This is a genomic window from Rhodococcus sp. NPDC057529, assembly GCF_042802055.1.
Classification (GTDB): domain Bacteria; phylum Actinomycetota; class Actinomycetes; order Mycobacteriales; family Mycobacteriaceae; genus Rhodococcus_F.
Window position 1 is genome coordinate 298,320 of record NZ_JBHVEY010000005.1, and the last position, 26,856, is coordinate 325,175.

The 26,856-nt window shown below is 70.3% G+C and carries 1 protein-coding gene; it reads right to left on the bottom strand.

Annotated features, from left to right (window positions below):
- Nucleotides 1-64: 64 nt before the first annotated feature.
- Nucleotides 65-26,848, bottom strand: coding sequence for a non-ribosomal peptide synthase/polyketide synthase (locus ACFU5V_RS12395; protein ID WP_378699445.1), 26,784 nt, complete (start codon nt 26,846-26,848; stop codon nt 65-67).
- Nucleotides 26,849-26,856 lie beyond the last annotated feature (8 nt).

Sequence of the window (26,856 nt, forward strand, 5' to 3'; positions counted from 1 at the left end):
GGTATTCGGGCCCGCCCGTTACTGCACTGCAATAGAGGGCGGGCCCACCCGCGGAAAACGCGGGTCAGTGCGTGCCCAGATAGTCCTCGAGGACGGGCCCGACCACGGCCAGGACCTCGGGTTCGATCATCTGGTTGTGCTCGCACTCGATCTTGACTTCCCGGATGCCGCCGGTGACCGAATCGCGCCATTCCTCCGGTGAATGCTCGCCCGTCGCCGCCGACCCGGCTGCGGTGAAGAACAGCAGGTTCCCGTCGAACACCTGGGGCCGGAAGTTGTTCATGATCCGCGAGGAGTTCGTGAACCCGGCGCTGATCCGCTCGAGGTGCCGAGGGGTCAGTCCGGTCTTCTGCCCGAACGCGTCGTCGAGCAACTCGACCGCCCGCTCGTACGTGAGTTCCTCCCCGGACACGGACTCGAGATCCAGGCCGAGACCGTGCAGCAATTCGGGCACCGTGAGGCTCTCCGGACCCTGATCGGTCCCGTTCGCCACGTAGCTGTCCATGAGCGCGAGGGTGTCGACGGCCTCCCCCTCCCGCCGCAGTTCGACGGCCATGGCGTGCGCGATGACGCCGCCGAGCGACCAGCCCAGCAGGTGGTACGGCCCGTGCGCCTGAACCTTGCGCATCTCCAGCACGTACTGGTGGGCCAGCTGCTCGATCGAGTCGACGGCCGGGCCGCCGCTGATGATCGGCAACTGCAGGCCGAACGCCGGACGGTCCTGCGAGAGGTGCTGCAGCAGACCCGCATACCCCCACGACAGTCCGATCCCGGGATGGATGCAGAACAGCGGCGACTTCTCCCCCGTCGGGCGCAGCGGGATGACGACGCCGAGCGCCTCGTCCACCGGCGACCCGGCGGCGTTCTCGGTGTCGATCCGCAGCGCCAGCCCCGCGGGCGTCGGATCCAGGAACATCGACTGCAACGGGATCTGCCGTCCAAGGCGCTCCTGCAGCACCGTGACGACCCGGGTGGCGACGATCGAGTTACCGCCGAGTTCGAAGAAGCTGTCGGCGGTACCGACCCGGTCCACGCCCAGCACCTCTGCGAAGGCCTCGACGATGATCCGTTCGGTCGCCGTCGTCGGGGCCCGGAAGGCCGCGCCGGTGGTGCCGAACTCGGGCGCCGGCAGCGCCTTGCGGTCGAGTTTGCCGACCGGGGTCATCGGGATCTGGTCGAGGACCACCACGGCCGACGGGACCATGTGCGCGGGCAGGCGGTCGGACGCGTGGGTGCGCAGTTCCGCCGGCTCGAGGTCGTGGCCGTCGGCGGCCCGCACGTACGACGCGAGGAGCGTGTCGCCGGACGGACCGGTGTGACCGATGGTGGCCGCGAACGCGACCGCGGGGTGGCGGGCGAGGACGGCGTCGATCTCACCGAGTTCGATGCGGAAGCCGCGGACCTTCACCTGGAAGTCGGTGCGGCCGATGTACTCGATGGTGTGGTCGCCGCGCCAGCGCACGACGTCGCCGGTGCGGTACATCCGGCGGCCGGGCTCTCCGTACGGGCAGGCGACGAACCGTTCCGAGGTGAGCGCCGACCGGTTGTGGTACCCGCGTGCCAGTCCGGGGCCGGTGATGTACAGCTCGCCGGGCACGCCGGCCGGGACGGGCTGCAGGCGTTCGTCGAGGACCAGCGAACCGAAGCCCAGCGCGGGGGCGCCGATGTTCACGACCCCGCCCGGACGCATCGGGGCGCTGACGCTCGCCTGAATGGTGGTTTCGGTGGGCCCGTACCCGTTGTGCATGTTGCGGTGCTTGCCCCAGATCTCCACCAGTTCCGGCGGGCAGGCCTCGCCGGCCACCGCGAGGACCCGCAGCGACTCGAGCCCCACGTCCTCGATGGACGACAGCGCGGTCGGCGTGATGAACGCGTGCGTGACCTCGTTGCGCCGGAACAGATCGGCCAACTCGGCGCCACCGAAGACGGTGGGCGGCACGATCACGACCCGGGCCGAGGCGCCGAACGCCATCATCAGCTCGAAGATCGACGCGTCGAAGCTCGGGGACGCCAGATGCGAGACCCGGGACTCGTGCGTGACCTGGAACCGTTCGTGTTCCTCCGCGGTGAGGTTGGCCATGCCGCGGTGAGTGACGATGACCCCCTTCGGTTTTCCGGTCGACCCCGACGTGTAGATCAGGTACGCCGGGTGCGCCAGATGCAGCGGCATCCTGCGGTCGGCGTCGGTGACCGGCGCCGAGGACACACCCGCGACCTGCTCGGCGAACGTCTCGTCGTCGAGCACCAGCCACGGCACCGTGTCCGGCAGGTTGTCACGCCTGCCGGCGACGGTCAGGCCGACCGACGCCCGGCAGTCGGTGAGCATGTAGTCGATGCGGTCCCGCGGGTACGTCGGATCGACGGGCACGAACGCGGCACCCGACTTGGCCACCGACCAGATCGACACCACTTCCTCGATCGACCGCGGCATACCGATGGCCACGAACGTCTCCGGTCCGACACCGTGGGCGCACAGCACCCGCGCCAGCCGGTTGGACCATTCGTCGAGTTCGCGGTACGTGACCTGCCGGTCCTCGAACGACAACGCCACCGAGTCGGGGTCGAGGGCCGCGGCGGCGGTCAGCAGGTCCGGCCACACCTCGGGCCGCACGTCGGGCTTGCCGCGGGCCGGGACCATCTCGTCGATCTCCGCGTCGTCGAGCAGCGGGACGGTGCCGATGGGCCGGTCCGGGTCGGCGACGACGGCCGCGAGGATCCGCACGAACCGGTCCGCGATCGAACGCGCCGTGTCGGGGTCGAACAGCGAGACGGCGAAGTCGAGGCCGCCGGCGACACCCGCGGGCGCGCCGTCCTGGTCGAAGCGCTCGGCCAGGATCACCTCGAGGTCCTCCTTCACCACCCGGGTCTCGAGGTCCACGTTCTCGACCCGCAGGTCCGGCAGTTCCAGCGTCGGGTTCTCGTTGTTCTGGAACTCGAGGGCCACCTGGAACAGCGGTGAGTACGACGTGGACCGGGTCGGGTTCAGTTCCTCGACGAGCCGCTCGAACGGCAGATCCGCGTGCTGGAACGCGGCCAGGTCGGATTCCCGGATCTGCTGCACCAGTTCGGTGAACGTCGCAGACGGATCGATCCGGTTCCGCAGGACCAGCGTGTTGACGAACATGCCGACCATCTCGTCGAGCGCCTCTTCACCGCGCCCGGCGACCGGGGTGCCGATGACCACGTCGTCGGTGCTGCCGAGCCGCGACAGCAGCACGGCCAGCGCGGCGTGGACGGCCATGAACATGGTGGCGTTGTTGGCCCGGGCGAACGCCGTCAGCCGCTGATGGAGGTCGGCGTCGATCGCGAACTCGACCCGATCACCCTCGAACGTCTGCTGGATGGGGCGCGGCCGGTCGGTCGGCAACTGGATGACGTCCGGCAACCCGGCCAGGGTCTCCGACCAGAACCGCAACTGCCGGTTGATCATCGACTCGGGATCGTTCTCCGAGCCCAGTCCGGCGTGCTGCCACAGGGTGTAGTCGGCGTACTGCACGTGCAGCGGAGCCCACTGCGGGCCTGCGCCGCCCAGCCGCGACGTGTAGGCCACCATGACGTCGCGGGCGAGCGGCGCCAGGGAGAATCCGTCCGCGCAGATGTGGTGCACCACGATCGTCAGCACGTGATGGTCGGGCGCCGACCGGAACAGGGCAGCCCGGACCGGGACGTCGGTGCTGACGTCGAATCCGCGGGAGACCAGATCCATGATGTGCCGCGGCAGGTCCGCCGCGTCCACCTCGACCGTGTCGACGTCCGGCTGTGCGTCGGCGGCGGCCAGGATCCGCTGGGTCGGTTCGTTGCCGACCGTCGGGAAGACGGTGCGCAGCGTCTCGTGCCGTTCGAGGACATCCGCCATCGCCAGGCGCAGGGCGTCCTCGTCCAGGGTTCCGGTCAGCCGCACCGCCAGCGGGATGTTGTAGGCGGGTGAGGACGTGTCGAACTGGTTGAGGAACCACATCCGCTTCTGCGCCAGCGACAGCGGAATCCGGTCCGGGCGTTCGACCGGGGCGAGCGCCGGGCGGGCGCCGCCGCTCACGCTGTCGGCGACGCGTTCGGCCAGTGACCGGGCGTCGGGGGCCTCGAACAGCGCCCGCACACCGATGTCGGTGTCCAGTGCATCCCGCAGTCGCGCGGTGACGCGCGTCGCGACCAGCGAGTTGCCGCCGAGATCGAAGAAGTTGTCGTCGATGCCGATCCGTTCGAGACCGAGGACGTCGGTGAAGATGTCCACGATCTTGCGTTCGAGATCGTTGGTCGGCGGCGCGAACTCCGTGGTGGCGACGTGGAACTCCGGCGCGGGCAGCGCCGACCGGTCCAGTTTGCCCACCGGGGTCAACGGGATCTCGTCGAGGAACATGATGCTCGTCGGCACCATGTGCGCGGGCAGTCGCGTCGACAGGTGTGCGGTCAGCTCGGCGGGGTCGACGCCTCCTTCCGTGACGGGCAGCAGGTACGTCACCAGCACCGTGTCACCGGACGGGCCGGGGGCACCGAGGGTCGCGGCGAAGCCGACCCCGGGGAACGTGGCGATCTCGTTGTCGATCTCGCCGAGTTCGATGCGGAACCCGCGGATCTTCACCTGGAAGTCGCTGCGGCCCACGTATTCGACGGTGTGGTCGGCGCGCCACCGGACGATGTCGCCGGTGCGGTACATCCGCTCCCCCGCCTCCCCGAACGGGTTGGCGACGAACCGCTGGCTGCTCAGTTCCGGGCGACGGTGGTAGCCGCGGGCGAGACCCGCGCCGGTGATGTAGAGCTCGCCGGGGACGCCGACGGGCACCGGCTGGAGACGCGCATCGAGCACGAGTTCGCCGACGCCGCGGATCGGGCCGCCGAGGGTGATCGGGTCGCCCACCGTCATCGGGTCGCTGATGTTGGCCATCACCGTGGTCTCGGTGGGCCCGTACGCGTTGGACAACTGCCTGCCCGGCGCCCAGCGTGTCACCAGTTCGGGCGGGCACGCCTCGCCGCCGAACACCACGTGCTGGAACTCGTCGAGGCCCTCCGGGTCCACCGTGGACAGCGCCGCGGTGGTGACGAACGCGTGGGTGACGTGTTCCGACCTGATCAGTTCGGCCAGTTCCGCTCCGCCGTACACCGTCGGCGGCGCGATGACCATGGTGGCGCCGACCCCGAACGCCTGCAGGTACTCGAAGACCGACCCGTCGAAGCTCGGTGTCGAGAAGTGCAGTGTGCGGGACGTCTGCGCGGCCGCGAAGCGCTGCCGCTGGTCCTCGGCGAAGTTGTCGAGGCCCTCGTGGGTGACGACGACGCCCTTCGGCTTGCCCGTCGACCCGGAGGTGTAGACGATGTACGCCGCATTGTCGAGGCTGATCGGCGACCTACGGTCCGAATCAGCCACCGGCAGAGCCGGTTTCGCCTGGCACGCCTTCTCGAACTTGGGCGAGTCGAGCTGCAGCCACGGCACCGAATCGGGCAGCGACTTCTCGTACGCGGCCATGGTCAGCCCGATGGTGGCCCCCGAATCGGTGAGCATGTGCTCGATCCGGTCCATCGGGTAGTTCGGGTCGACCGGGACGAACGCGGCGCCCGTCTTGGCCACCGCCCACACCGCGAGCACCGACTCGATCGACCGCGGAATGCCGAGCGCCACGAACGTCTCCGGGCCGGCGCCGCGGGAGATGAGAACCCGGGCGAGCTGGTTGGAGCGCTCGTTGAGTTCGCGGTAGGAGACGTTGCGGCCCTCGAACGTCAGCGCCGTGCGGTTCGGATCCAGGACGGCCGCGTCCTCGAAGATCTGCGGCAGCGTCCGGACGGAGAACCCGGGGCGGCCGCGCACCGGCGCGAACTCGGCGAGTTCGGCCTCGGTGAGCAGTTGCATGTGGGCCAGGGGGATCTCGGGCCGGTCGGCAAGGGCGTCGAGCACCCGCCGCAGCCGGTCCGCGATCTCGTCGACCGCGCTTTCATCGAGGACCTCGGGGAGGTACTCGAACTTGAAGTTCAGCCGGGCGTCGCCGGAGGCGACCACCGCGAGCGGGTAGTGCGCGGAGTCCTTGCCGTCGATGCCGAGGACGAACATCCCGGCGATGTCGGTCTGCTCGGTCAGTCCCGCCTCGTCGACCGGGTACGACTCGAACACGGTCAGCGTGTCGAACGTGCCGCCGCCGCCGACCGCCGACTGGATGTCGGTCAGCCCGACGTAGTGGTGATCGAGCAGCGTGGCCTGTTCGCGCTGCACGCGTTCGAGCAACTCGCCCAGCGACTCCCACGGGTCGAGGGTGACCCGCACCGGCAGGGTGTTGATGAACAGACCGACCATCGACTCGATGCCCGCGATCTGCGGCGGCCTGCCGGACACCGTCCCGCCGAACACCACGTCGGAGCGGCCGACCAGGCCGCCCAGGACGATTCCCCACGCCGTCTGGACGACGGTGTTGAGGGTGAGCCCGCGTTCGCGGCTCAGGTCCCGCAGCCGGGTGGTGTGCTCCTCGGACAACGTGAACGCGGTTTCCTCCGCGACGGCGGAGTGCGCCTCACCCCGCTCCAGCGGGGCCAGCAGCGTCGGCTCCTCGACACCGTCGAGCGCGGCGCGCCAGGCGTCGAGGGAGTCCGTGGTGTCGTGGCGCTTCATCCACGCCAGGTAGTCGCGGTAGGAGTGGACCCGCGGCAGCAGGCTGCCGTCGGCGTCCAGGGCGTACAGCGTCAGCAGGTCGCGGATGACCAGCGGTGTCGACCAGCCGTCGAGCAGGATGTGATGGTTGGTCAGGATCAGCCGGTACTCGTCGTCGGTGAGCCGCACCAGGGCGAGGCGCAGCAGCGGCGCCTCCGCCATGTCGAACTTCACCGACCGGTCCCGTGCCACGATCCGCTCGTATTCGCGGGTGGTCTCCTCGGGACCCAGCGCCGACAGGTCGAACTCCGACCACGGCAGTTCCACGTGCTGCTGGATGATCTGCGCGGAGGCGCCGGCACTGTCGTGGACGAACGCGGCCCGCAGGTTGGGGTGCCGGTCCAGCAGGGCCTGCCCCGCCCGGCGGAACCGGTCCGCGTTCACGTCGCCGCGCAGCTTCAGCGCCAACTGCACCAGGTACGGGTCGACCGACGCGTCCGAGAACTGGGCGTGGAACAACAGTCCCGACTGCAGCGGTGACAGCGACCAGATGTCCGACAGAGCCGGGAACCGGGACTCGAGCCGGTCGATGGCGTCCTGGTCGAGCGTCACCAGGTCCAGGTCGGACGGTGTCACACCGCCGGCGTCGGGCCGCGCGACGTGCTCGGTCAGCGCGGTCAGCGCCTGCACCCACAGGTCGGCGAGCGCACGCACCTCGGACGGGGTGAGGACGCCGGTCGGGAACGCCCACGTGGCACGCAGCCGGTTGCCGTCGACCCCGGTGCCGGTGACGGCGTTGATGTCGAGCGCCGACGCCACCGGGATGTCCGAGGCGGGGATGTCGTCGAGCTTGGTGTCCGTCACCGGAACCCAGGCGTGCCCGTGGATGTCGGTGGACGTCGCGCCGCCCAACCGGCCCAGGTAGTTGAACGTGACCTGCGGCTTCGCGAGGGCCCGCAACCGGTCGGCGCTCTCCGGGTCGAGGTAGCGGAGCATGCCGTACCCGATGCCGTGGTCCGGGATGGCCAGCAACTGTTCCTTGACCGCCTTGATCGCCGACCCGGCCGCCCGGCCACCGGCGAACGCGTCGTCGAGGTCGATGCCCGACAGGTCCAGGCGCACCGGGAACATCGCCGTGAACCAGCCGACCGTGCGGCCCAGATCGGCGCCCGGCAGCACCTGGTCCTCGCGGCCGTGACCCTCGAGGCTCACCAGCGACTCACGCGTGAAGTCGCCGTGGGTGCGCCGCCACTGCGCCAGGGCCAGCGCCAGCGCGGTCAGCAGCCCGTCGTTGACGCCGCCGTGGAACGCCTCGGGAACACGGGTCAGCAGAGCGTCCGTGACGTCGGCGGGCACCTCCACGGTGACCTTCTCGACGGTCCCCGCCACGTCGATCGCGGCGTCGAGCGGACGCGATCCGATCAGCGGGTCGTCGGCCTCGAGCACCCGGCGCCACAGTTCGATCTCGGCGCCGCGGTCGAGGGTCGCGTCGACGAGCCCGTGCGACCAGCGCCGCATCGACGTGCCGACCGGCTCGAGTGCCGGTTCCTGCCCCGCGGAGACCTGCGCCCACGCCGTCGCCAGGTCGGGCACCAGGATCCGCCACGACACGCCGTCGACCACCAGGTGGTGGGCCACGACCAGCAGCCGTCCCCCCTCGGCGCCGGCGTCGAACCACACCATCTGCAGCATGACCCCGGCCTCGGGGTCCAATCGCCCTGCGGCGGCGTCGAGTTCGTGGGTGGCGATCTCCGCGAACGCGGCACCGACCACCGAAGCGACCTCGACGCGGTGCAGCACGTCGTCCACGTCGACGGCGCCCGTGGCCTGCACCTCGATCCGCCACTGCGGTGCGGCCCCGATCAGACGCGCCCGCAGCATGTCGTGGCGGTCGACGACGGCCGCGATCGTGCGCTTCAGCAGCGTCTCGTCGGCCGCGGCGGGCAGCGACAGCAGCGCGGTCTGGGTGTAGCGGCGGAAATCGCCGCCGCGTTCGAGCAACCACGCCGTGATCGGGGTGACCGGCATCTCGCCGATCCCGCCGCCGGGCAGTTCGTCGAGGACCACGACGTCGGCGGCGCCCGCCCAGGACGCGGCCTCGGCGAGGGCGGCCACGGTCTTGGCCTCGAACACGTCCCGCGGGGTGAGGACCACCCCGGCGGCCTTCGCGCGGGCCACCAACTGGATCGACATGATGCTGTCGCCGCCGAGCGCGAAGAACGAATCGTCCACGCCCACCGATTCCAGACCGAGCACCTCGGCGAACAGTCCGGCGAGGACGGTCTCCATCTCCGTCGCCGGGGCGCGGCCCGCCGACACCCGGGCCCCGAAATCGGGTTCGGGCAGTGCGCGGCGGTCGAGTTTGCCGTTGCTCGTCAACGGCAGCGCGTCGAGCACCACCAGGGTGGCGGGCACCATGTACGAGGTGAGCTGGGTGCCGACGAATTCGAGAGCCGAGGACACCTCGACGGTGGCGCCGGATTCCGGCACCACGTAGCCGATCAGCCGGTGGCCGCCGTGCCCGTCGTCGCGGGTGAGGACGACGGCCTGCGCGATGCCGCGGTACCGGAGCAGCGCGGACTCGATCTCGCCGAGTTCGATGCGGAACCCGCGGATCTTCACCTGGAAGTCGCTGCGGCCCAGGTACTCCAGCTGGCCGGCGGTGTTCCAGCGGGCCAGGTCGCCGGTGCGGTACATCCGCGCCCCGGGACGGAGCGGGTCGGCCACGAACCGGGTGGAACTGAGCCCGGCCCGGCCCAGGTAGCCGCGGGTGACCTGGTCACCGGAGACGTACATCTCGCCGATGGTGCCCGGGGGCACCGGGTGCAGGCGCCGGTCCAGGACGTGCACGTGCAGCCCGGCGATGCCGCGGCCGATCACGCTGGCCGAGGCCGACTCCGCGAACGCACGGTCCAGCGCGAGGTAGCTGACGTGGACCGTCGTCTCGGTGATGCCGTACATGTTCACCAGGGTCGGGGCGGAGTCGTCGTGCCGGGCGTACCAGCGGCCGAGCTGACCGAGGTCGAGGGCCTCACCGCCGAAGATCACGTACCGCAGCGCCAGTGCCGCCGCGTTCACGTCGATCTCCGAGACGATGCGGTCGGTCTCGGCGAGCTGGTAGAACGCGGTCGGGGTCTGGTTGAGGACGGTGACCTGTTCGTTGCGCAGCAGTTCGTGGAACATCTCCGGCGACCGTGCCGTGTAGTAGTCGACGACGACGAGCCGGCCGCCGTGCAGCAGCGGACCCCACAGCTCCCACACCGAGAAGTCGAACGCGTACGAGTGGAACATCGTCCACACGTCGTTCTCGTCGAACCCGTACAGCGGCTGGGTGTTCGCGAACAGGGTCAGCACGTTGCGGTGCGAGACGACGACGCCCTTGGGGCGGCCCGTGGACCCGGACGTGTAGATCACGTACGCCACCGACGCGGCGTCGAGCGGGCTCACCCGGTCGGCGTCGGTGATCGTCGCCGGCGACTGCTGCGCGAGGTCCGTCGTCGTTTCCGGGTCGTCCAGCAGGATCGCCGGCGTCTCCGAGTCGGGCAGGGCGGAGACGTCACCCGTGGTGGTGATCACGCAGTTCGGTGCGGCGTCCTCGAACACGAACGCCAGCCGGTCCGCCGGGTAGGTGATGTCGACGGGCAGGTAGCCGCCGCCGGTCTTGATCACGGCCAGCAGGGCGATGATCAGATCGCAGGTGCGTGGCAGTGCCACGGCCACCAGCGTTTCCGGGCCCACCCCCTGGGCGATGAGCAGCCGGGCCAGCCGGTTCGCCCGGGCGTCGAGTTCCGCGTACGTCAGCGCCACGTCCTCCGACGTCACGGCCGTGGCGTCGGGGAACCGGGCCACGCTCTGCGCGAACCGGTCCGCGAGGGTGTCGGTGCCCGCCTCGACACCGGCGGTGTTCCACACGGTCGCCATCGCCGACCGCTCGGCGGCGTCGGTGATCACGATGTCCCCGACCGGGGCCTGAGGGTCGGCGGTGACGGCGGTCAGGATTCGCAGGAACCGGTCGGCGAACGTCCGCACGGTGCCGGCGTCGAACAGGTCGGTGGCGTAGATGAACGACGCGGTGATCCCCGACGCCACCCCGTCGGCGTCGAATCCTTCCTCGACGCTGAGCTGCAGGTCGAATTTGGCGACCTCGAGGTCGAAATCGACGGCGGCCGCGGTGAGTTCGGGCAGTTCGAGGCGCGGTGTCTCGTTGTTCCGGAACTCGAGCAGCGCCTGGAACAGCGGCGAGTGCGCGGTGGAACGCTCCGGCGCGAGGACGTCGACGAGCCGCTCGAACGGCAGGTCCGAATGGTGGAACGCGGCGAGGTCGGTGGCCCGCACTTGATCGATCAGGGTGCCGAAACCCGCCGCCGGGTCGACGGCGCTGCGCAGCACCAGGGTGTTGACGAACATGCCGACCATGTCGTCGAGTGCGGCGTCACCGCGACCCGCGATGGGGGTGCCGACCGCGATGTCCTCGGTGGACGACAGCGCGGACAGCAGCACCGACAGGGCCGCGTGCACGGCCATGAACATGGTGGAGTTGTGCTTGCGCGCCAGCGCGGACAGCGCCCGGTGCACGTCCGCCGGAATCGTGAAGTCGACCTGCGCACCCCGGAACGACTGCTGGACCGGGCGCGCCCGGTCGGTCGGCAGCTGCAGGAGTTCGGGCAGGTCGGCCAGCTGGTCCGTCCAGTACCGGAGCTGCTGGGAGATCAGCGACTCCGTGTCGCTCTCGTCACCCAGCAGTTGCAGCTGCCACAGCGTGTAGTCGGCGTACTGCACCGACAGCGGGTTCCACTGCGGTGCGCTTCCCGCGATGCGGGCGGCGTATGCGGTCATGACGTCGCGGGCGAGCGGGGTGAGCGAGAACCCGTCCGCGCAGATGTGGTGCACCACGATGACGAGCACGTGATCGTCGGGGGCGAGGGCGAACAGCGCCGACCGCATCGGCACGTCGGCCGTGACGTCGAACCCGGCGGTCGCGAGGACGGCGATGTGTTCCCGGAGTTCGGCCTCGGACACCTCGGTGATCTCGAGGTTCGGTGTCCACTGGCCGGGTGAGAGCACCACCTGGGTGGGTTCACCGTCGTGGGACGGGAAGACGGTCCGCAACGATTCGTGCCGGACGAACACGTCCGTCACCGCCGCGCGCAGCGATTCGACGTCGAGGTGACCGGTGAGGCGCACGGCCAGCGGGATGTTGTAGGCCGCCGAGGACGTGTCGAACTGGTTGAGGAACCACATCCGCTTCTGCGCCAGCGACACCGGCACGTGCGCGGGCTGCGCCATCGGTCCGAGCGGCAGCCGGACGTGGTCGCCGTCGTGCGCCGGGGCGAAGGCCGTCGACTCGATCAGGCGGGCCAGCTGATGGATCGTCGGTGCCTCGAACAGGGTGCGGACGCCGATGTCGGTGTCGAGTTCCGCGGTCAGGCGTGCGGCGACCCGGGTCGCGATCAGCGAGTTGCCGCCGATGTCGAAGAAGTTGTCGTCGATGCCGACCCGTTCGATGCCCAGGACGGTGGTGATGACGTCGGCGATCGTGTGTTCGAGGACCGTCGACGGCGGCCGGAAGGCGTCGGAGGTGGGCAGGAACTGCGGTTCGGGCAGCCCCGCCCGATCGAGCTTGCCGACCGGGGTCAGCGGGATCTCGTCGAGGATCATGATGCTCGACGGGACCATGTGCGCGGGCAGCAGATTCGCCGTCCACTCCTTCAGCTCCGGCGGTTCGAGCACCGACTCGGCTTCGGGCAGCACATACGACACGAGCACGGTGTCGCCGGCGGGGCCGGGGCGGCCGAGGGTGACGGCGAACGCGACGGACGGGTGCCCGGCGAGTGCGCTGTCGATGTCGCCGAGTTCGATGCGGAATCCGCGGATCTTGACCTGGAAGTCGGTGCGGCCCAAGTATTCGACCGTGCGGTCGGGCCGCCACCGCGCGAGGTCGCCGGTGCGGTACATCCGGTCGCCCGGGTCCCCGTAGGGGTTGGCGACGAACCGCTCGCTGGTCAGCCCGGCGCGGGCATGGTAGCCGCGGGCCAGGCCCTCACCGGAGATGTAGAGTTCGCCGGCGACGCCGACGGAGACCGGTTGCAGCCGGGAGTCGAGGATCACCTCGGACACGCCGCGGACGGGGCCGCCGATGGTGACGGTCTCCCCCACCTGCAGGTGATCGCTCAGGTTGCTCATGATGGTGGTCTCGGTGGGGCCGTAGCCGTTGTACAGGGTGCGGCCCGGTGCCCAGCGGGTCACCAGTTCCGGTGGGACGGCCTCGCCGCCGGCCACCACGTTCTGGAACACGTCCAGACCCTCGGGGTCCACGGAGGCCAGCGCCGCCGGGGTGACGAACCCGTGGGTGACGCCCTCGGCCCGGATCAGCTCCGCGAGTTCCTCACCGCCGTACACGGACGGGGGCACGATCACCATGGTCGCGCCGACGGCGAACGACAGCAGGTATTCGAGGACCGAGGCGTCGAAACTCGGCGAGGAGAAGTGCAGGGCCCGCGACGCCGAGTCCGTCGCGTAGCGGGTGCGCTGCTCCTCGGCGAAGTTGTCGAGACCGCGGTGGCTGACCACCACACCCTTCGGCTTGCCGGTGGACCCGGACGTGTAGATGACGTACGCCGGGTGCGCGAAGCGCAGCGGCACGACCCGTTCGTCGTCGGTCACGGTGTCGGTGGACATCGCCGCGACGGCGGCTTCGGTCTCCGCATCGTCGAGGGTCAGCCACGTGACCGCGGCAGGCAGCCGGTCGCGGTCGGCGGCCACCCGCACACCGAACGTGCACCCCGAGTCGGTGACCATGTGCTCGACCCGCTCCCGCGGGTACGTCGGGTCGACCGGGACGAACGCCGCACCGGTCTTGGTGATCGACCAGACGGCGAGCACCGATTCGATGGACCGTGAGATGCCCAGGGCCACGATGTCTTCCGGGCCGACGCCGCGGCCGATGAGCAGCCGCGCGAGCTGGTTGGACCGTTCGTCGAGTTCCCGGTAGGACATCCGGCGGTCGCCGAACACGAGCGCGGTCGCGTCGCCCGACGCGGCGGCCGTCTCGGCGAACATCTGCGGCAGTGTGCGCACGGACCGGCCGGGCCTGCCGCGGGCCGGAACCAGTTCCGCTTCCTCGGCGTCGGTGAGCAGGCGCAGCTGCGCCAGCTTCATCCCCGGGTGCTCGGCGAGGGCGATCAGCGCCCGCACGATCCGGTCGCCGATCCGCTCGACGGCGGCCCGGTCGAACAGATCGTCGACGTATTCGAGCTTCAGTTGCAGATTGTCGTGCGCCGAGGCGATCAGGGCGAGCGGGTAGTGCGCGGCGTTCGCGCTGTCGTGCACGTCGAGGACGTGCATGCCGGCGATGTCGGTCTGCTCGGTCAGCCCTTCCCGGTCGACGGGGTAGGACTCGAACACGGTCAGAGTGTCGAATCCGGCGCCGGGACCGGCCACCGACTGGATGTCGGTCAGCCCGACGTAGTGGTGGTCGAGCAGTGCGGCCTGCTCGCCCTGGATGCGTTCGAGCAACTCCCCCAGCGTTTCCCGCGGGTCGAGGGTGACCCGCACCGGCAGGGTGTTGATGAACAGACCGACCATCGACTCGATGCCCGCGATCTGCGGGGGCCGACCGGACACCGTCCCGCCGAACACCACGTCGGAGCGGCCGACGAGGCCGCCCAGCACGATTCCCCACGCGGTGCGGATCAGGGTGCTGAGGGTCAGGCCGTGTTCGCGTGCGACCACACTGAGCTGATCGGTGCGGTCGACGTCGAGTTCGACGACCAGTTCGCTGGACTGCGTGTCGCTCTGGGCCGACGCGTCGGCCGGCGCGAGCAGCGTCGGCTCCTCCGCCCCGGCGAGGGCGCGCTGCCACACCCCGAGGGAGTCCTCGGTGCTGCGGTGCGACATCCACGCCAGGTAGTCGCGGTACGGGTGCACCCGCGGCAGCGCCGTGGCGTCCCCCTCCGTGGCGTACAGGGTCAGCAGGTCGCGGATCAGCAGCGGCATCGACCAGCCGTCGAGCAGGATGTGGTGATTGGTGATGATCAGGCGCTGCTCGTCCGCACCGACCTGGATCAGCATGAACCGCAGCAGCGGCGGGGTAGCCATGTCGAACCCGCGGCGGCGGTCGGTGTCGAGGAGTTCCCGGACCTCGGCCTCACGGCTCTCCTCGTCGAGCGCGGACAGGTCGATCTCCGTCCACGGCAGTTCCGCGTATCCGTGGACCGCCTGGACGGGGGTGCCGCCCTCGTCGTAGACGAACGACGCCCGCAGGTTCGCGTGCCGGTCGAGCAGGGCCTGCCCGGCCACCCGCAGGCGAGACGACACGGCGCCGCGCAGTTCGAGTGTCACCTGCACCGTGTACGAATCGATCGACTCGTCGGCCAGCAACGCGTGGAACAGCAGTCCGGACTGCAGCGGCGACAGCGACCAGATGTCGGACAGCGCCGGGAAGCGCGACTCGATGCGGTCGATGGCGTCCTGGTCGAGGCTGACCAGTTCGAGGTCGGACGGGGTCACACCGCCGGCGTCGGGGCGGGCCGCGTACGTCGTGAGCGCGGTCAGTGCCCGGACCCACAGTTCGGCGAGTGCGCGCACCTCGGCGACGGTGAGGACACCTGCCGCGTACGCCCAGGTGGCGCGCAGCTGAGGCCGGTCGTCGACCTCGGTGGTGACGGCGTTGACGTCGATGGCCGAGGTGACCGGGGTGTCGAGGTCCTGCGCCCGGTCCATGTCGACTTCACCGGTCGGCGTCCAGCCGGCGCGGGTGGCCGCCTCGGACAGGTCGGCGGCGAAGCGTCCCAGGTAGTTGAAGCTGATCTGCGGCAGCGACCGGGCCGCGAGCAGCGGTGCGGTGTCGGCGTTGAGGTATCGCAGCATGCCGTAACCCATGCCGTGGTCCGGGATGGCCAGCAACTGTTCCTTGATCGCCTTGATCGCCGACCCGGCGGCCCGGCCGCCGTCGAACGCGTCGTCGAGGTCGATGCCCGACAGGTCCAGGCGCACCGGGAACATGGCCGTGAACCAGCCGACCGTGCGGCCCAGATCGGCGCCCGGCACGACCTGGTCCTCACGGCCGTGCCCCTCGAGGCTCACCAGGGTTCCGTCGACGGACCGTCCGTGGAGGGTGTGGCCGCGGGTGCGCCGCCACTGGGTGACCGCCATCGCCAGCGCGGTGAGCAGTCCGTCGTTGACGCTGCCGTGGATTGATTCCGGCAGGGCCGTGAGGACGGCCTCGCTGACCTCGGCGGGCAACTGCACCGTGACCCGGCCGACGGTCGCATTGACGTCGACGTCGGGATCGAGCGGACGGCTGCCGACGAGCGGGTCCTCGCAGTCGAGGATGCGCTGCCACAGATCCAGTTCGCCCGCCCGGTTCGCCGCCTCGTCGACCAGCCCGTGCGCCCACCGGCGCATAGACGTGCCGACCTGCTCGAGGACGGGTTCCTGGCCTGCCGAGATCTGCGCCCACGCGGTCGCGAGGTCGGGGACGAGGATGCGCCACGACACACCGTCGACGACGAGGTGGTGCGCGACCACGAGCAGGCGGCCGCCGGACTCCCCGGCGTCGAACCACACCACCTGCATCATGACGCCGGCCGCCGGATCGAGCCGGTCCAGCGCGGCGTCGAGGTCCGCGATCACGGCGGCCGCGAACGCCGGTGTTCCCGGGGCGGCGGACACCGTGACCCGGCGGATCAGGTCCTGCGCGTCCACGGCACCGACCGGGCGGACGGCGAGATGCGATTCGTCGGCGGAGACCATCAGCTGCGCCCGCAGCATGTCGTGCCGGTCGAGGACGGCCTGGAACGTGCTGATCAGCGGTTCGAGGTCGCGCAGATTCGGCGGCGCGGTCAGCAGCGCGGACTGCGACATCCGGTTGAACTCGCCGCCCCGTTCGAGCAGCCACTTCGTGATCGGGGTGGTCGGCATGTCGCCGACACCGCCGCCGGGCAGTTCGTCGAGGACGACGACGTCGGCGGCGCCCACCCACGACGCCACCGACGCGAGACCGGCGACGGTCTTGGCCTCGAACACGTCCCGCGGGGTCAGCACCACGCCCGCGGCCTTCGCGCGGGCCACCAGCTGGATCGACATGATGCTGTCGCCGCCGAGCGCGAAGAACGAGTCCTCGACTCCGGCGGATTCCAGACCGAGCACCTCGGCGAACAGTCCGGCGAGCACCTCTTCCATCTCCGACACCGGCGCGCGGCCGGTCGACACCCGGGCGCCGAAGTCGGGTTCGGGCAGCGCGCGGCGATCCAGCTTGCCTGCCGGGGTGAGCGGCAACTCGTCGAGGACGATCAGCGCGGACGGCACCATGTACGGGGCGAGGAATCCGCCGACGAAATCGAGGACGGCCTCGGGGTCGAGTTCCGCGCCCGCCGTGGGGACGAGGTAGCCGACGAGCCGGTTGGCGCCGGTGCTGCCCTTGTGCGCGGACACCACCGAGCGGGCGACGCCCGGGTATCGGGTGAGGGCGTTCTCGATCTCGCCGAGTTCGATGCGGAACCCGCGGATCTTCACCTGGAAGTCGCTGCGGCCCAGGTACTCCAGCTGGCCGTCGGTGTTCCAGCGCGCCAGGTCGCCGGTCCGGTACATGCGGGCGCCGAGGCCACCGTACGGGTTGGCGACGAACCGTTCCGCCGTGGTGCCCGCCCGGTCCTTGTAGCCGCGGGCCAGACCGGAACCGGTGACGTACAGTTCGCCGGTCACCCCGTTGGGCACCGGGTGCAGGCGGGAATCGAGCACCATCTCACCGGTGCCCATCGGCGGACGGCCGATGGTGACGCCCTCACCGGGCAGCATGGGTCCGGTCACGCTCGACACGACCGTCGCCTCGGTCGGTCCGTAGGCGTTGAACATCCGCCTGCCGCCGGTCACCCACTGCGCCACCAGCTCCGGCGGGCACACGTCACCACCGGTGGCGACGCACTCGAGCCGGTCGAGGCCCACGGGGTCCACGGACGCCATCGCCGCCGGGGTGATGAACGCGTGCGTGACCCGTCCCTCCCGGAGCACGTCGGCGAGTTCGGTGCCGCCGATGACGGAGGCCGGGGCGATCACCATGGTCGCGCCGGACCCGACCGCCAGCAGCAGTTCCAGGATGGACGCGTCGAAGCTCGGCGACGAGAAGTGCAGCGTCCGCGACCGCGGGGTGACCCCGAACCGGACACGTTCGTCGGTGGCGAAGTTCGCCAGACCGCGGTGGGTGACGACGACGCCCTTCGGGGTGCCGGTGGACCCGGACGTGTAGATCAGGTAGGCCGGGTTCTCCAGTGCAAGCGGGTGTGTCCGGTCGGCGTCGGTGACGACGGCGGCGGAGTGTGTGCTCACCTGGTCGTCGAAGCCGGGTGCGTCGACCACGACGTAGGAGGTGCAGTCCGGCAGGGTGGGGCGGAACTCGGCGACGGTGAGCGCGAGCGCCGCGCCGGAGTCGCTGAGCATGTGGACGATCCGGTCGGTCGGGTAGTTCGGGTCGACCGGAACGAACGCGGCACCGGTCTTGGCGACCGCCCACAGCGACAGCACCGACTCGGGCGAACGTGCCATCGCCAGCGCGACCACCGATTCCGGGCCGATGCCCCGTCCGATCAGCAGGCGGGCGAGACGGTTCGACCGCTCGTCGAGCTCCCGGTACGTCACCTCGTTGCCCTCGTAGGACAGCGCGGCCGCCTTCGGGTCCACGGACGCCGCGGACGCGAGCAGCTCGGGCAGAGTCCGCGGTTCGGCGTCCGGCCCGTCCATCACGGGGGTGAGCGCCGCACGTTCGGACGCCACCATCAGGTCGATGTCGCCGACGGCCATGTCCGGCTCGGACGTCACGGCGTCGAAGATCCGCTGCAGGTAGTCGGCGAAACCGGCGATCGTGGACGCGTCGAACAGGCTCGCCGCGTACGTGAACGCCGCGGAGATCCCCGCCGGCTCCCCCGACACCCCGAATTCCTCGGTCAGGGTGAGCTGGAGGTCGAAGTTGGAGATGTCGGTGGCCAGGTCGAGGCCGGTGACGGTCAACCCGGGCAGCTCCAGCCGTGGCCGCTCGTTGTTGCGGAACTCGAGCACCACCTGGAACAGCGGCGAATGCGACGTCGCGCGTTCCGGCGAGATCGCGTCGACCAGCCGCTCGAACGGCAGATCCGCGTGGTGGAACGCATTCAGGTCGGTGTCGCGGACCGTGGACAGCAGGTCGGTGAACGTGCCGGACGGCTCGACCGGGGTGCGCAGCACCAGGGTGTTGACGAACATGCCGACCATGTCGTCCAGGGCGGCGTCGCCGCGGCCGGCGATCGGGGTGCCCACCGTCACGTCGTCCGTGTCGCCCAACCGGGCCAGCAACACGGCCAGGGCGGCGTGGACGGCCATGAACACACTCGAATTGTGTTCGCGGGCGGTCGTGATCAACCGGCTGTGTATCTGCGGGTCGATGCCGAACGAGTGGATGCCGCCGCGCATCGACTGCTGCGTCGGGCGCGGGTGGTCCGTCGGCAGCGCGAGCAGTTCCGGAAGCCCGGCGAGCGTGTGCGTCCAGTAGTCGAGCTGGGCGGCGAGCAGGCTGTCCGGGTCGTCGGCGTTGCCGAGCACCCGGTGCTGCCACAGCGCGAAGTCGGCGTACTGCACCGGCAGCGGTGTCCAGTCCGGTGCCTGCCCCCCGGTGCGGGCCGCGTAGGCGGTCATCACGTCCCGGGCGAGCGGGGCCATGGAGAAGCCGTCCGCGCTGATGTGGTGGACGACGATGACGAGCACGTGCTCGCCGGGATCGGTGCGGAACAGGGCGGCGCGCACCGGCACCGACACGGTGACGTCGAACCCGTCGCCCGCCAGCCGCGAAATATGCTCGGGCAGTTGTTCTTCCGTCGAATCGATCGGCGACAGATCCGGCACCACGTCCTCGGTCGGCAGGATCACCTGGAGGGGTTCGCCCTCCACCATCGGGAACCGGGTGCGCAGCGACTCGTGCCGGTCCATCACGTCGGCGACGGCGTCCTGCATCGCGTCCTCGTCGAGGTCGCCGGTCAGCCGCACCGCGAGCGCGATGTTGTAGGCCGGGGAATCGAGGTCGAACTGGTTGATGAACCACATGCGCTTCTGCGCCAGAGAGACCGGCAGGTGGTCGGGGCGCACCCCGGCCACCAGCGGCGGACGTTCGGCGCCCTGCACGGCCTCGGACTCGATCCGGGTGGCCAGCGTCGCGACGGTCGGGGCGTCGAAGATCTCCCGGACGCCGATCCGGCTGCCGAGGGCGGCGTTGACCCGCGCCACCAGCCGGGTGGCCACCAGCGAGTTGCCGCCGAGGTCGAAGAAGCTGTCGTACACGCCGATGCGGGGTGCCTCCAGCAGGTCCGCGAAGATCGACGCGAGGATCTCCTCGATCGGGTTGCGCGGGGTGACGAATTCCGCGGACGGGCTGAGGAACTCGGGCTCGGGCAGCGCGCCCCGATCCAGCTTTCCGGTGGCGCCGAGCGGGAACCGGTCGAGCACGATGATGCGGGTCGGCACCATGTAGGCGGGCAGCGCCTCCGCCGCCGCGTCGCGGACGACCGCGGTGTCGATGTCGGCGCCCGCCACGGGGATCACGTAGCCGACGAGGCTCTCGCCGGTGGCCTCGCTGCGGTGCACCGTGACGACGGCCTGCGCCACCGACGGGTGCGCCAGCACGGCGGCCTCCACCTCGCCGAGTTCGATGCGCTGTCCGCGGAGCTTGACCTGGAAGTCGCGGCGGCCAATGTATTCGACGTTGCCGTCGGCGCGCCAGCGGACCACGTCGCCGGTGCGGTACATCCGCTGTCCCGGTGCGCCGAACGGGTTCGCCACGAACCGGTCCGACGTCAGGTCGCTGCGACCGACGTAGCCGCGGGCCAGCTGGACGCCGGCCAGGTACAGCTCGCCGTGCACCCCGACCGGCACCGGGTGCAGCCGGGAGTCGAGGACGTACAGCTGCGTGTTCCACACGGGTGCGCCGATCGGGACCGAGGCGCGGTCGCCTTCCGTGCATTCCCAGAAGGTGACGTCGACGGCGGCCTCGGTGGGGCCGTACAGGTTGTGCAGCGCCGCGGATCCGAATTCGCGGAAACTGTCCGCAGTGGCGGGCGGGAGGGCCTCACCACTGCAGAACACCTGGCGCAGCGAACCGCACAGTTCGGGTTCGGCGCCCGCCGTGAACACGGCGAGCATCGACGGCACGAAGTGCATGGTGGTGACCTGGTGGTCGGCGATGATGTGGGACAGGTACGTCGGGTCCCGGTGACCGTCCGGCGCGGCGAGGACGAGTCGCGCACCGACCTCGAGGGGCCAGAACAGTTCCCACACGGACACGTCGAATGTGACCGGCGTCTTCTGCAGCACCACGTCCGTGTGATCCATCCGGTACGTGTCCTGCATCCACAGCAGCCGGTTCGCGATCGCCCGGTGACTGACGGCGACGCCCTTCGGCCTGCCCGTCGACCCCGACGTGTAGATCACGTAGGCGGTCGAATCGGGGTGGATCGGACCGCCGCGCTCGGCGTCGGTGATCGGGGTGCTGGGCCGCCGGGACAGGTTCAGGGCGTCGATCTCGATCACGGCGGCGTCCGCGCCGTCGACGCCCTCGCACCGATCGCGGGAGGCGGTGAGAACGCACGCGGGTTCGGCACTCTCGATCACGTACGCGATCCGCGACGCCGGATGGTCGGGGTCGAGCGGCACGTACGCGGCCCCGGTCTTCTCCACCGCATAGATCGCGATCATCAGTTCCAGGGAACGGCGCAGCGCGACGGCGACCCGGGATTCGGGTCCGACGCCGCGGGCGAGGAGTTCACGGGCCAGCCGGTTGGCGCGGGCGTCGAACTCCGCGTAGAGCAGTTCCTCTTCGGCGAACACCACGGCCACGGCGTCCGGGGTGCGGGCCACCTGCGACTCGAACAGGCTGACCAGGGTCGCCGAGTCCGGGACGGGAACGTCGGTGGCGATCCACTGCTCGAGCATCCGGTGCGTCTCGTCCGCGCCGATCAGGTCGAGGTCGCCGACCTTTGCGTCCGATCCGGCGGTGACGGTCTCGAGCAGGGTGACGAATCGCGCGGCCAGCGCCGTCATCGTCGGCGGGTCGAACAGTTCCGACGCGTAGGAGAACTGGACGTCGATCGCGCCCGGGGCGCCGGAGTCCTCGATGTGCTCGGTGAGGATCACCTGGAGGTCGAACTTCGCGGCGCCGGTCTCGAGGGCCTCGACCTCCACGTCGAGTCCGGGCAGTTCGAGCCGCGTGTTCGCGAATCCCTGCAGCACCAGCATCACCTGGAACAGCGGTGAATGCGCTTCGGAGCGAGTCGGTTTCAGTTCGTCGACGAGCCGCTCGTACGGCAGGTCGGTGTTGCTGAACGCCTCCAGATCCACGGAACGGGTGTGCGAGAGGATCTCGGGGAAGCTGCGATCGGGGTCGACGGTGGTGCGCAGGACCACCGTGTTGACGAACATGCCGACGACGTCGTCGAGTTGCCGTTCCCCGCGGCCGGAGACCGGGGATCCGATCGACACGTCGGCCGACCCGCTCGACCGGGACAGCAGGACCGCCAGAGCCGCGTGCACCACCATGAACAGGCTGGCGTCGTTCGCGCCCGCGATGTCGAGCAGCGCGGTGTGGATGCGTGCCGGAATCGTGAAGTCGGCGGTCGCGCCGATCATCGACTGCCGGGCCGGGCGCGGGCGATCGGTCGGCAGATCCATGACCTCGGGGGCACCGTCGAGAGTGCGGGCCCAGAACGCCAGCTGGCGGGACAGCAGACTCGTCGGATCGTCGGAGGAACCGAGCAGTTCGCGCTGCCACACCGCGAAATCGGCGTACTGCACCTCCAGCGGCGCCCACTGCGGGGCCTCGCCGGCGGCGCGGGCGTGGTAGGCCACCATCACGTCCCGGGTCAGCGGTGTCATCGACAGGCCGTCGGCGGCGATGTGGTGCACCACGAACACCAGCACGTGGTGGTCGGTCGCGGTCCGGTACAGCTCCGCCCGGATCGGCGGTTCCACCGTGACGTCGAAACCGGTTGCGGCGTCGTCGATCAGGCGGGATTCGAGTTCGCTCTCGGCGACCTCGACCACGTCGAGCCGGGGGCTCACCTCCGCGACCGGCAGCACCACCTGGATCGGGCCGTTGGGGGTGTTCGGGAACACCGTCCGCAACGACTCGTGGCGGGTGAGGACGTCGCTCACCGCGGTCCGCAACGCCTCCACGTCGAGGGTACCGCGCAACCGGATGCCGACGGGAATGTTGTACGCGGGCGATGCGGTGTCCAACTGGTTGATGAACCACATCCGCTGCTGCGCCAGCGACACCTGCACCGGGCCGGAGCCGGCCCGCGGGGCGAGCACGGGGCGGGCGGAGGTGCGGGGCCCGGCGGCGTCGACGCGCGCACTGAGCAACGCGACGCTGGGCGCCTCGAACAAATCCAGCACCCCGATCTCCGTCCCGAGGGCAGTGTTGACCCGGGACACCACGCGGGTCGCGACGAGGGAGTCGCCGCCGAGGTCGAAGAAGCTGTCGTCGACGCCGATGCGCTCGACTCCGAGCAGCGTCGCGAACACCTCCGCGATCTGCATCTCGGTGGGGGTCACCGGTGCCCGGTAGACGGTGGACGTCGCCTCGAACTGCGGTTCCGGCAACGCCTTCCGGTCGAGCTTGCCCGCCGGGGTCAACGGGACCTCGGCGAGTTCCATCACCCTGGCGGGCACCATGTGCGCGGGCAGCGCGGCGGCGGCGTGTTCGAGGAGGTCGCCGACGACGATCTGCGCGCCGTCCTCGGGCAGCACGTACGTCACCAGTGCCGTGTCGCCGGACGGTGCGGTGCGGCCGACGGTGGTCGCGAACGCCACGCTCGGATGCGAGCGGACGACGGCGTCGATCTCGCCGAGTTCGATGCGGAATCCGCGGATCTTCACCTGGAAGTCGGTGCGGCCCAGGTATTCCAGCTGTCCGGCGGCGTTCCACCGGGCCAGGTCGCCGGTGCGGTACATCCGCTCACCGGGTGTCCCGTGCGGGTCGGCGACGAACCGTTCGGCCGTGGGGACCGATCGGTTGTGGTACCCGCGTGCCACACCGTCGCCGGTGATGTACAACTCGCCGGGCACCCCGGCGGGGACGGGGTGCAACCGCGAATCGAGCACCAGCAGACCGCAACCGCGGGACGGGCGGCCGATCGTCACCGGTTCGCCGACCGTCAACGGGCCCGCGACGCTCGCGACGACGGTGGCTTCGGTGGGGCCGTAGGCGTTGAACATGACGCGTCCCGGCGCCCACTGCTGCACCAGCGCAGGAGGACAGCTCTCACCACCGGTGACGACGCACCGGATGTGGTCGAGGCCGGTGGGATCGACGGATGCCAGCGCGGCCGGCGTCACGAACGCGTGCGTCACCCGTTCGCGGCGCAGCAGGTCCGCGAGTTCGGTACCGCCGTACACCGTCGACGGTGCCACCACCATCGTGGCGCCCGCGCCCACGGCGAGAAGCAGTTCCAGGATCGACGCGTCGAAACTCGGGGACGAGAAGTGCAGGGTGCGCGACCCGGCGGTGACGTCGAACCGCTGCCGCTCGTCCTCGGCGAAGTTCGCCAGGCCGACATGGGTGACGACCACACCCTTGGGTGTGCCGGTGGAACCGGACGTGTAGATCAGGTAGGCCGGATCCGCCGTCCGCAACGGACGGAGGCGGTCGGCGTCGGTGATCGCGCCGGCGGTGTGCAGCTCCAACTCCCGCCCGAACGACGCGTCGTCCATCACCAGCCACGGCGTGATCGCCGGCAGCGACGCGCGGTGCGCCGCGGCGGTGAGACCGACGACCGCACCGGAATCCGTGAGCATGTGCTCGATGCGGTCGGCCGGGTAGTTCGGGTCGACCGGGACGAACGCGGCCCCGGACTTCGCGACCGCCCACGTGGCCAGCACCGACTCGATCGAGCGCGCGATCGCCAGCGCCACAACCGAACCCGGCCCCACGCCGTGCCCGATCAACATGCGGGCCAGCCGGTTCGACTGCTCGTCGAGTTCGGCGTAGGTCAGGGCGCGCCCCTCGTAGACGAGGGCGTCCCCGTCACCGCCCGCCGCCACGGCACCGGAGAGCAGTGCGGGCAGCGTCCGGGGCTCCACCGCGGGCTCGTCGCGGACCGGCGCGAGCTCCGCGTACTCGGCCGGTTCGAGGACGTCGACGTCCCCGATCGGCGAGGTCGGATCCGCCGTCACCGACTGCAGGATGCGGACGAAGCGGGCGGCGATCGCCTCCGCGCTGTCGCGGTCCCACACATCCGTCGCGAACCGCAGCCGGCCGTTGATGCCGCCGGTCTCCGATTCGGTGAGGGAGAATACGAGATCCAGCCCCAGGGCTCGGTGTTCCCGCTGGATCGGGCTGATCGTCACGGTCCCCGAGGAGTCGTGCGGATGGCCGCCGTCGGTGAACTCGAGCATCACCTGGAACAGCGGCGTGTGCGACGGGTCCGGTTCGGCCACCACGGCGGCGACGAGATCGTCGAACGGCAGGGCCGCGTGCGAGAACGCGGCCCGGTCGGCGTCCCGGACCCGGCTCAGGTGGTCGACGAACGACGACGCCCCGTCCACCTGCGACCGCAGGACCGCCTTGTTGAAGAACGCCCCGGCGTCCGGGTCTTCGGAGTCGCTCGTGTCGCGCCCGACGATCGGTGTTCCGACCACGACGTCGTCGGTGTCACCCAGCCGGCCCAGCAGCACGGCCAGCGCGGCGTGCAGCGCGGTGAAGATCCCGGTGCCCGCCTCCTCTGCCAGCAGTGCCGCGCGGTGCTGCACGTCGGCGTCGACGGCGAACCCGACGACCTCACCCGCGCCGGCCCGCTCGGCCGGGCGCGGCCGGTCCAGCGGCAACGCCGTCACCTCGGGCAGGCCCGCCAGCTCCCGCTTCCAGAACTCGAGCTGGGACTCCCGTTCGAGGAACCGCGCACCGAGGCGCGCGCTCTCGGCGTGGATGTCGGCGGTCCGCGCCTGCGGCTCCGCGGTGACGAACTCCTCGATCAACTCCACGAATCGGCGGTGGTGCGCACGCAGCTCCTCCGCCCCGTACCGGTTGGGGTTGCCGCGGAAATCGAGCAGTGTCTGGCCGTCGCCGCTCTGATAGATGTTGACCAGCAGATCGTCCACCGGGCCCGACGTCACGATGTGATACTCGCCGTCGACGGTGCCCAGCGTGAACGCCTGGTGGAACAGCATGACGTTCACCATCGGGCCGGCAAGCCCCTCCGCGGTCCCCGCGAGTCCGGCGTCGCGGCGGATGTCCTCGAGGCTGCACCGCTGATGACGCAGCGCACCCATCAGTTCGAGCTGCGTCCGCTGCACGAGTTCGGCCACCGTGTCCTCGGGGCGGACCGTGATCCGCAGCGGGGCGACGTTGACGAGCATGCCGCCGGACCGCTGCAGCGGCGCCGTGGTGCGCGCCGACACCGGCAGGTTGATGAGCACGTCCCGCTTGCCCGTCATGCGGGACAAATAGCAGGCGAACCCGGCGAGCAGGACGGCCGCCGACGTGGCACCGACCCGCTGATCCGACTCGCCGAGGAAACCCAGCGCGGATTCGGAGATCTTCGCGCTCTCGAGCCTGCTCTTCGCGGCCGCGGGGGCGTCGTGGGTGGCGAGCGTCGACCCGTGCTCGATGCCGACTATCCGTTCGGCCCAATACAACCGGTCGTTCTCGAACCTGCTCGACTTCCGGTACTTCTGGTCGAGTGCGTACAGCTCGCGCAGGTCCAGCGCACGATTCGGTTCCGGTTCGGTGCCCTCGATCGCCGCGGTGTACAGCGCCGCGATCCGGTTCACCATGGTCATGCCGCTGTACCCGTCGAGCGCGACGTGGTGAATCCTGGTGTACCACAGGTAGTGCTGCTCACCGACCTGCAGGACGTTCATCTCGACGAGCCGGTCCCGGGTCAACCGCAGAGGTGTCGCGTAGTCCTCGTCGATCCACACCTGCGCGGCCGACATGGGGTCGTCCTCGCCGCGGAAGTCGAGGAACCCGATCGACGGGTCGATCGTGAAATCGACCGCCTGATAGGGCTCCCCGTCGACGTCGAGCAGACGCAGGAACGGCGACTGGAACTCCTGACCGGCCTGCACGGCCGCATCGCTCAGCAAGTCCAGGTCGATCTCGCCCCGCAACTCGATGTACTGGGCGATGAACTTGGGGACCGTCGGGCTCAGTTGTTGGGCAAACCACATGCTCCGTTGCACCGAGGAGAGCGGGAAGGCCCCTTCGGGAACGTTCACATCTTCGGCGCCGTTAGTCGGCTGCGGCGAATTCACACTCGTCATCTCGTTCC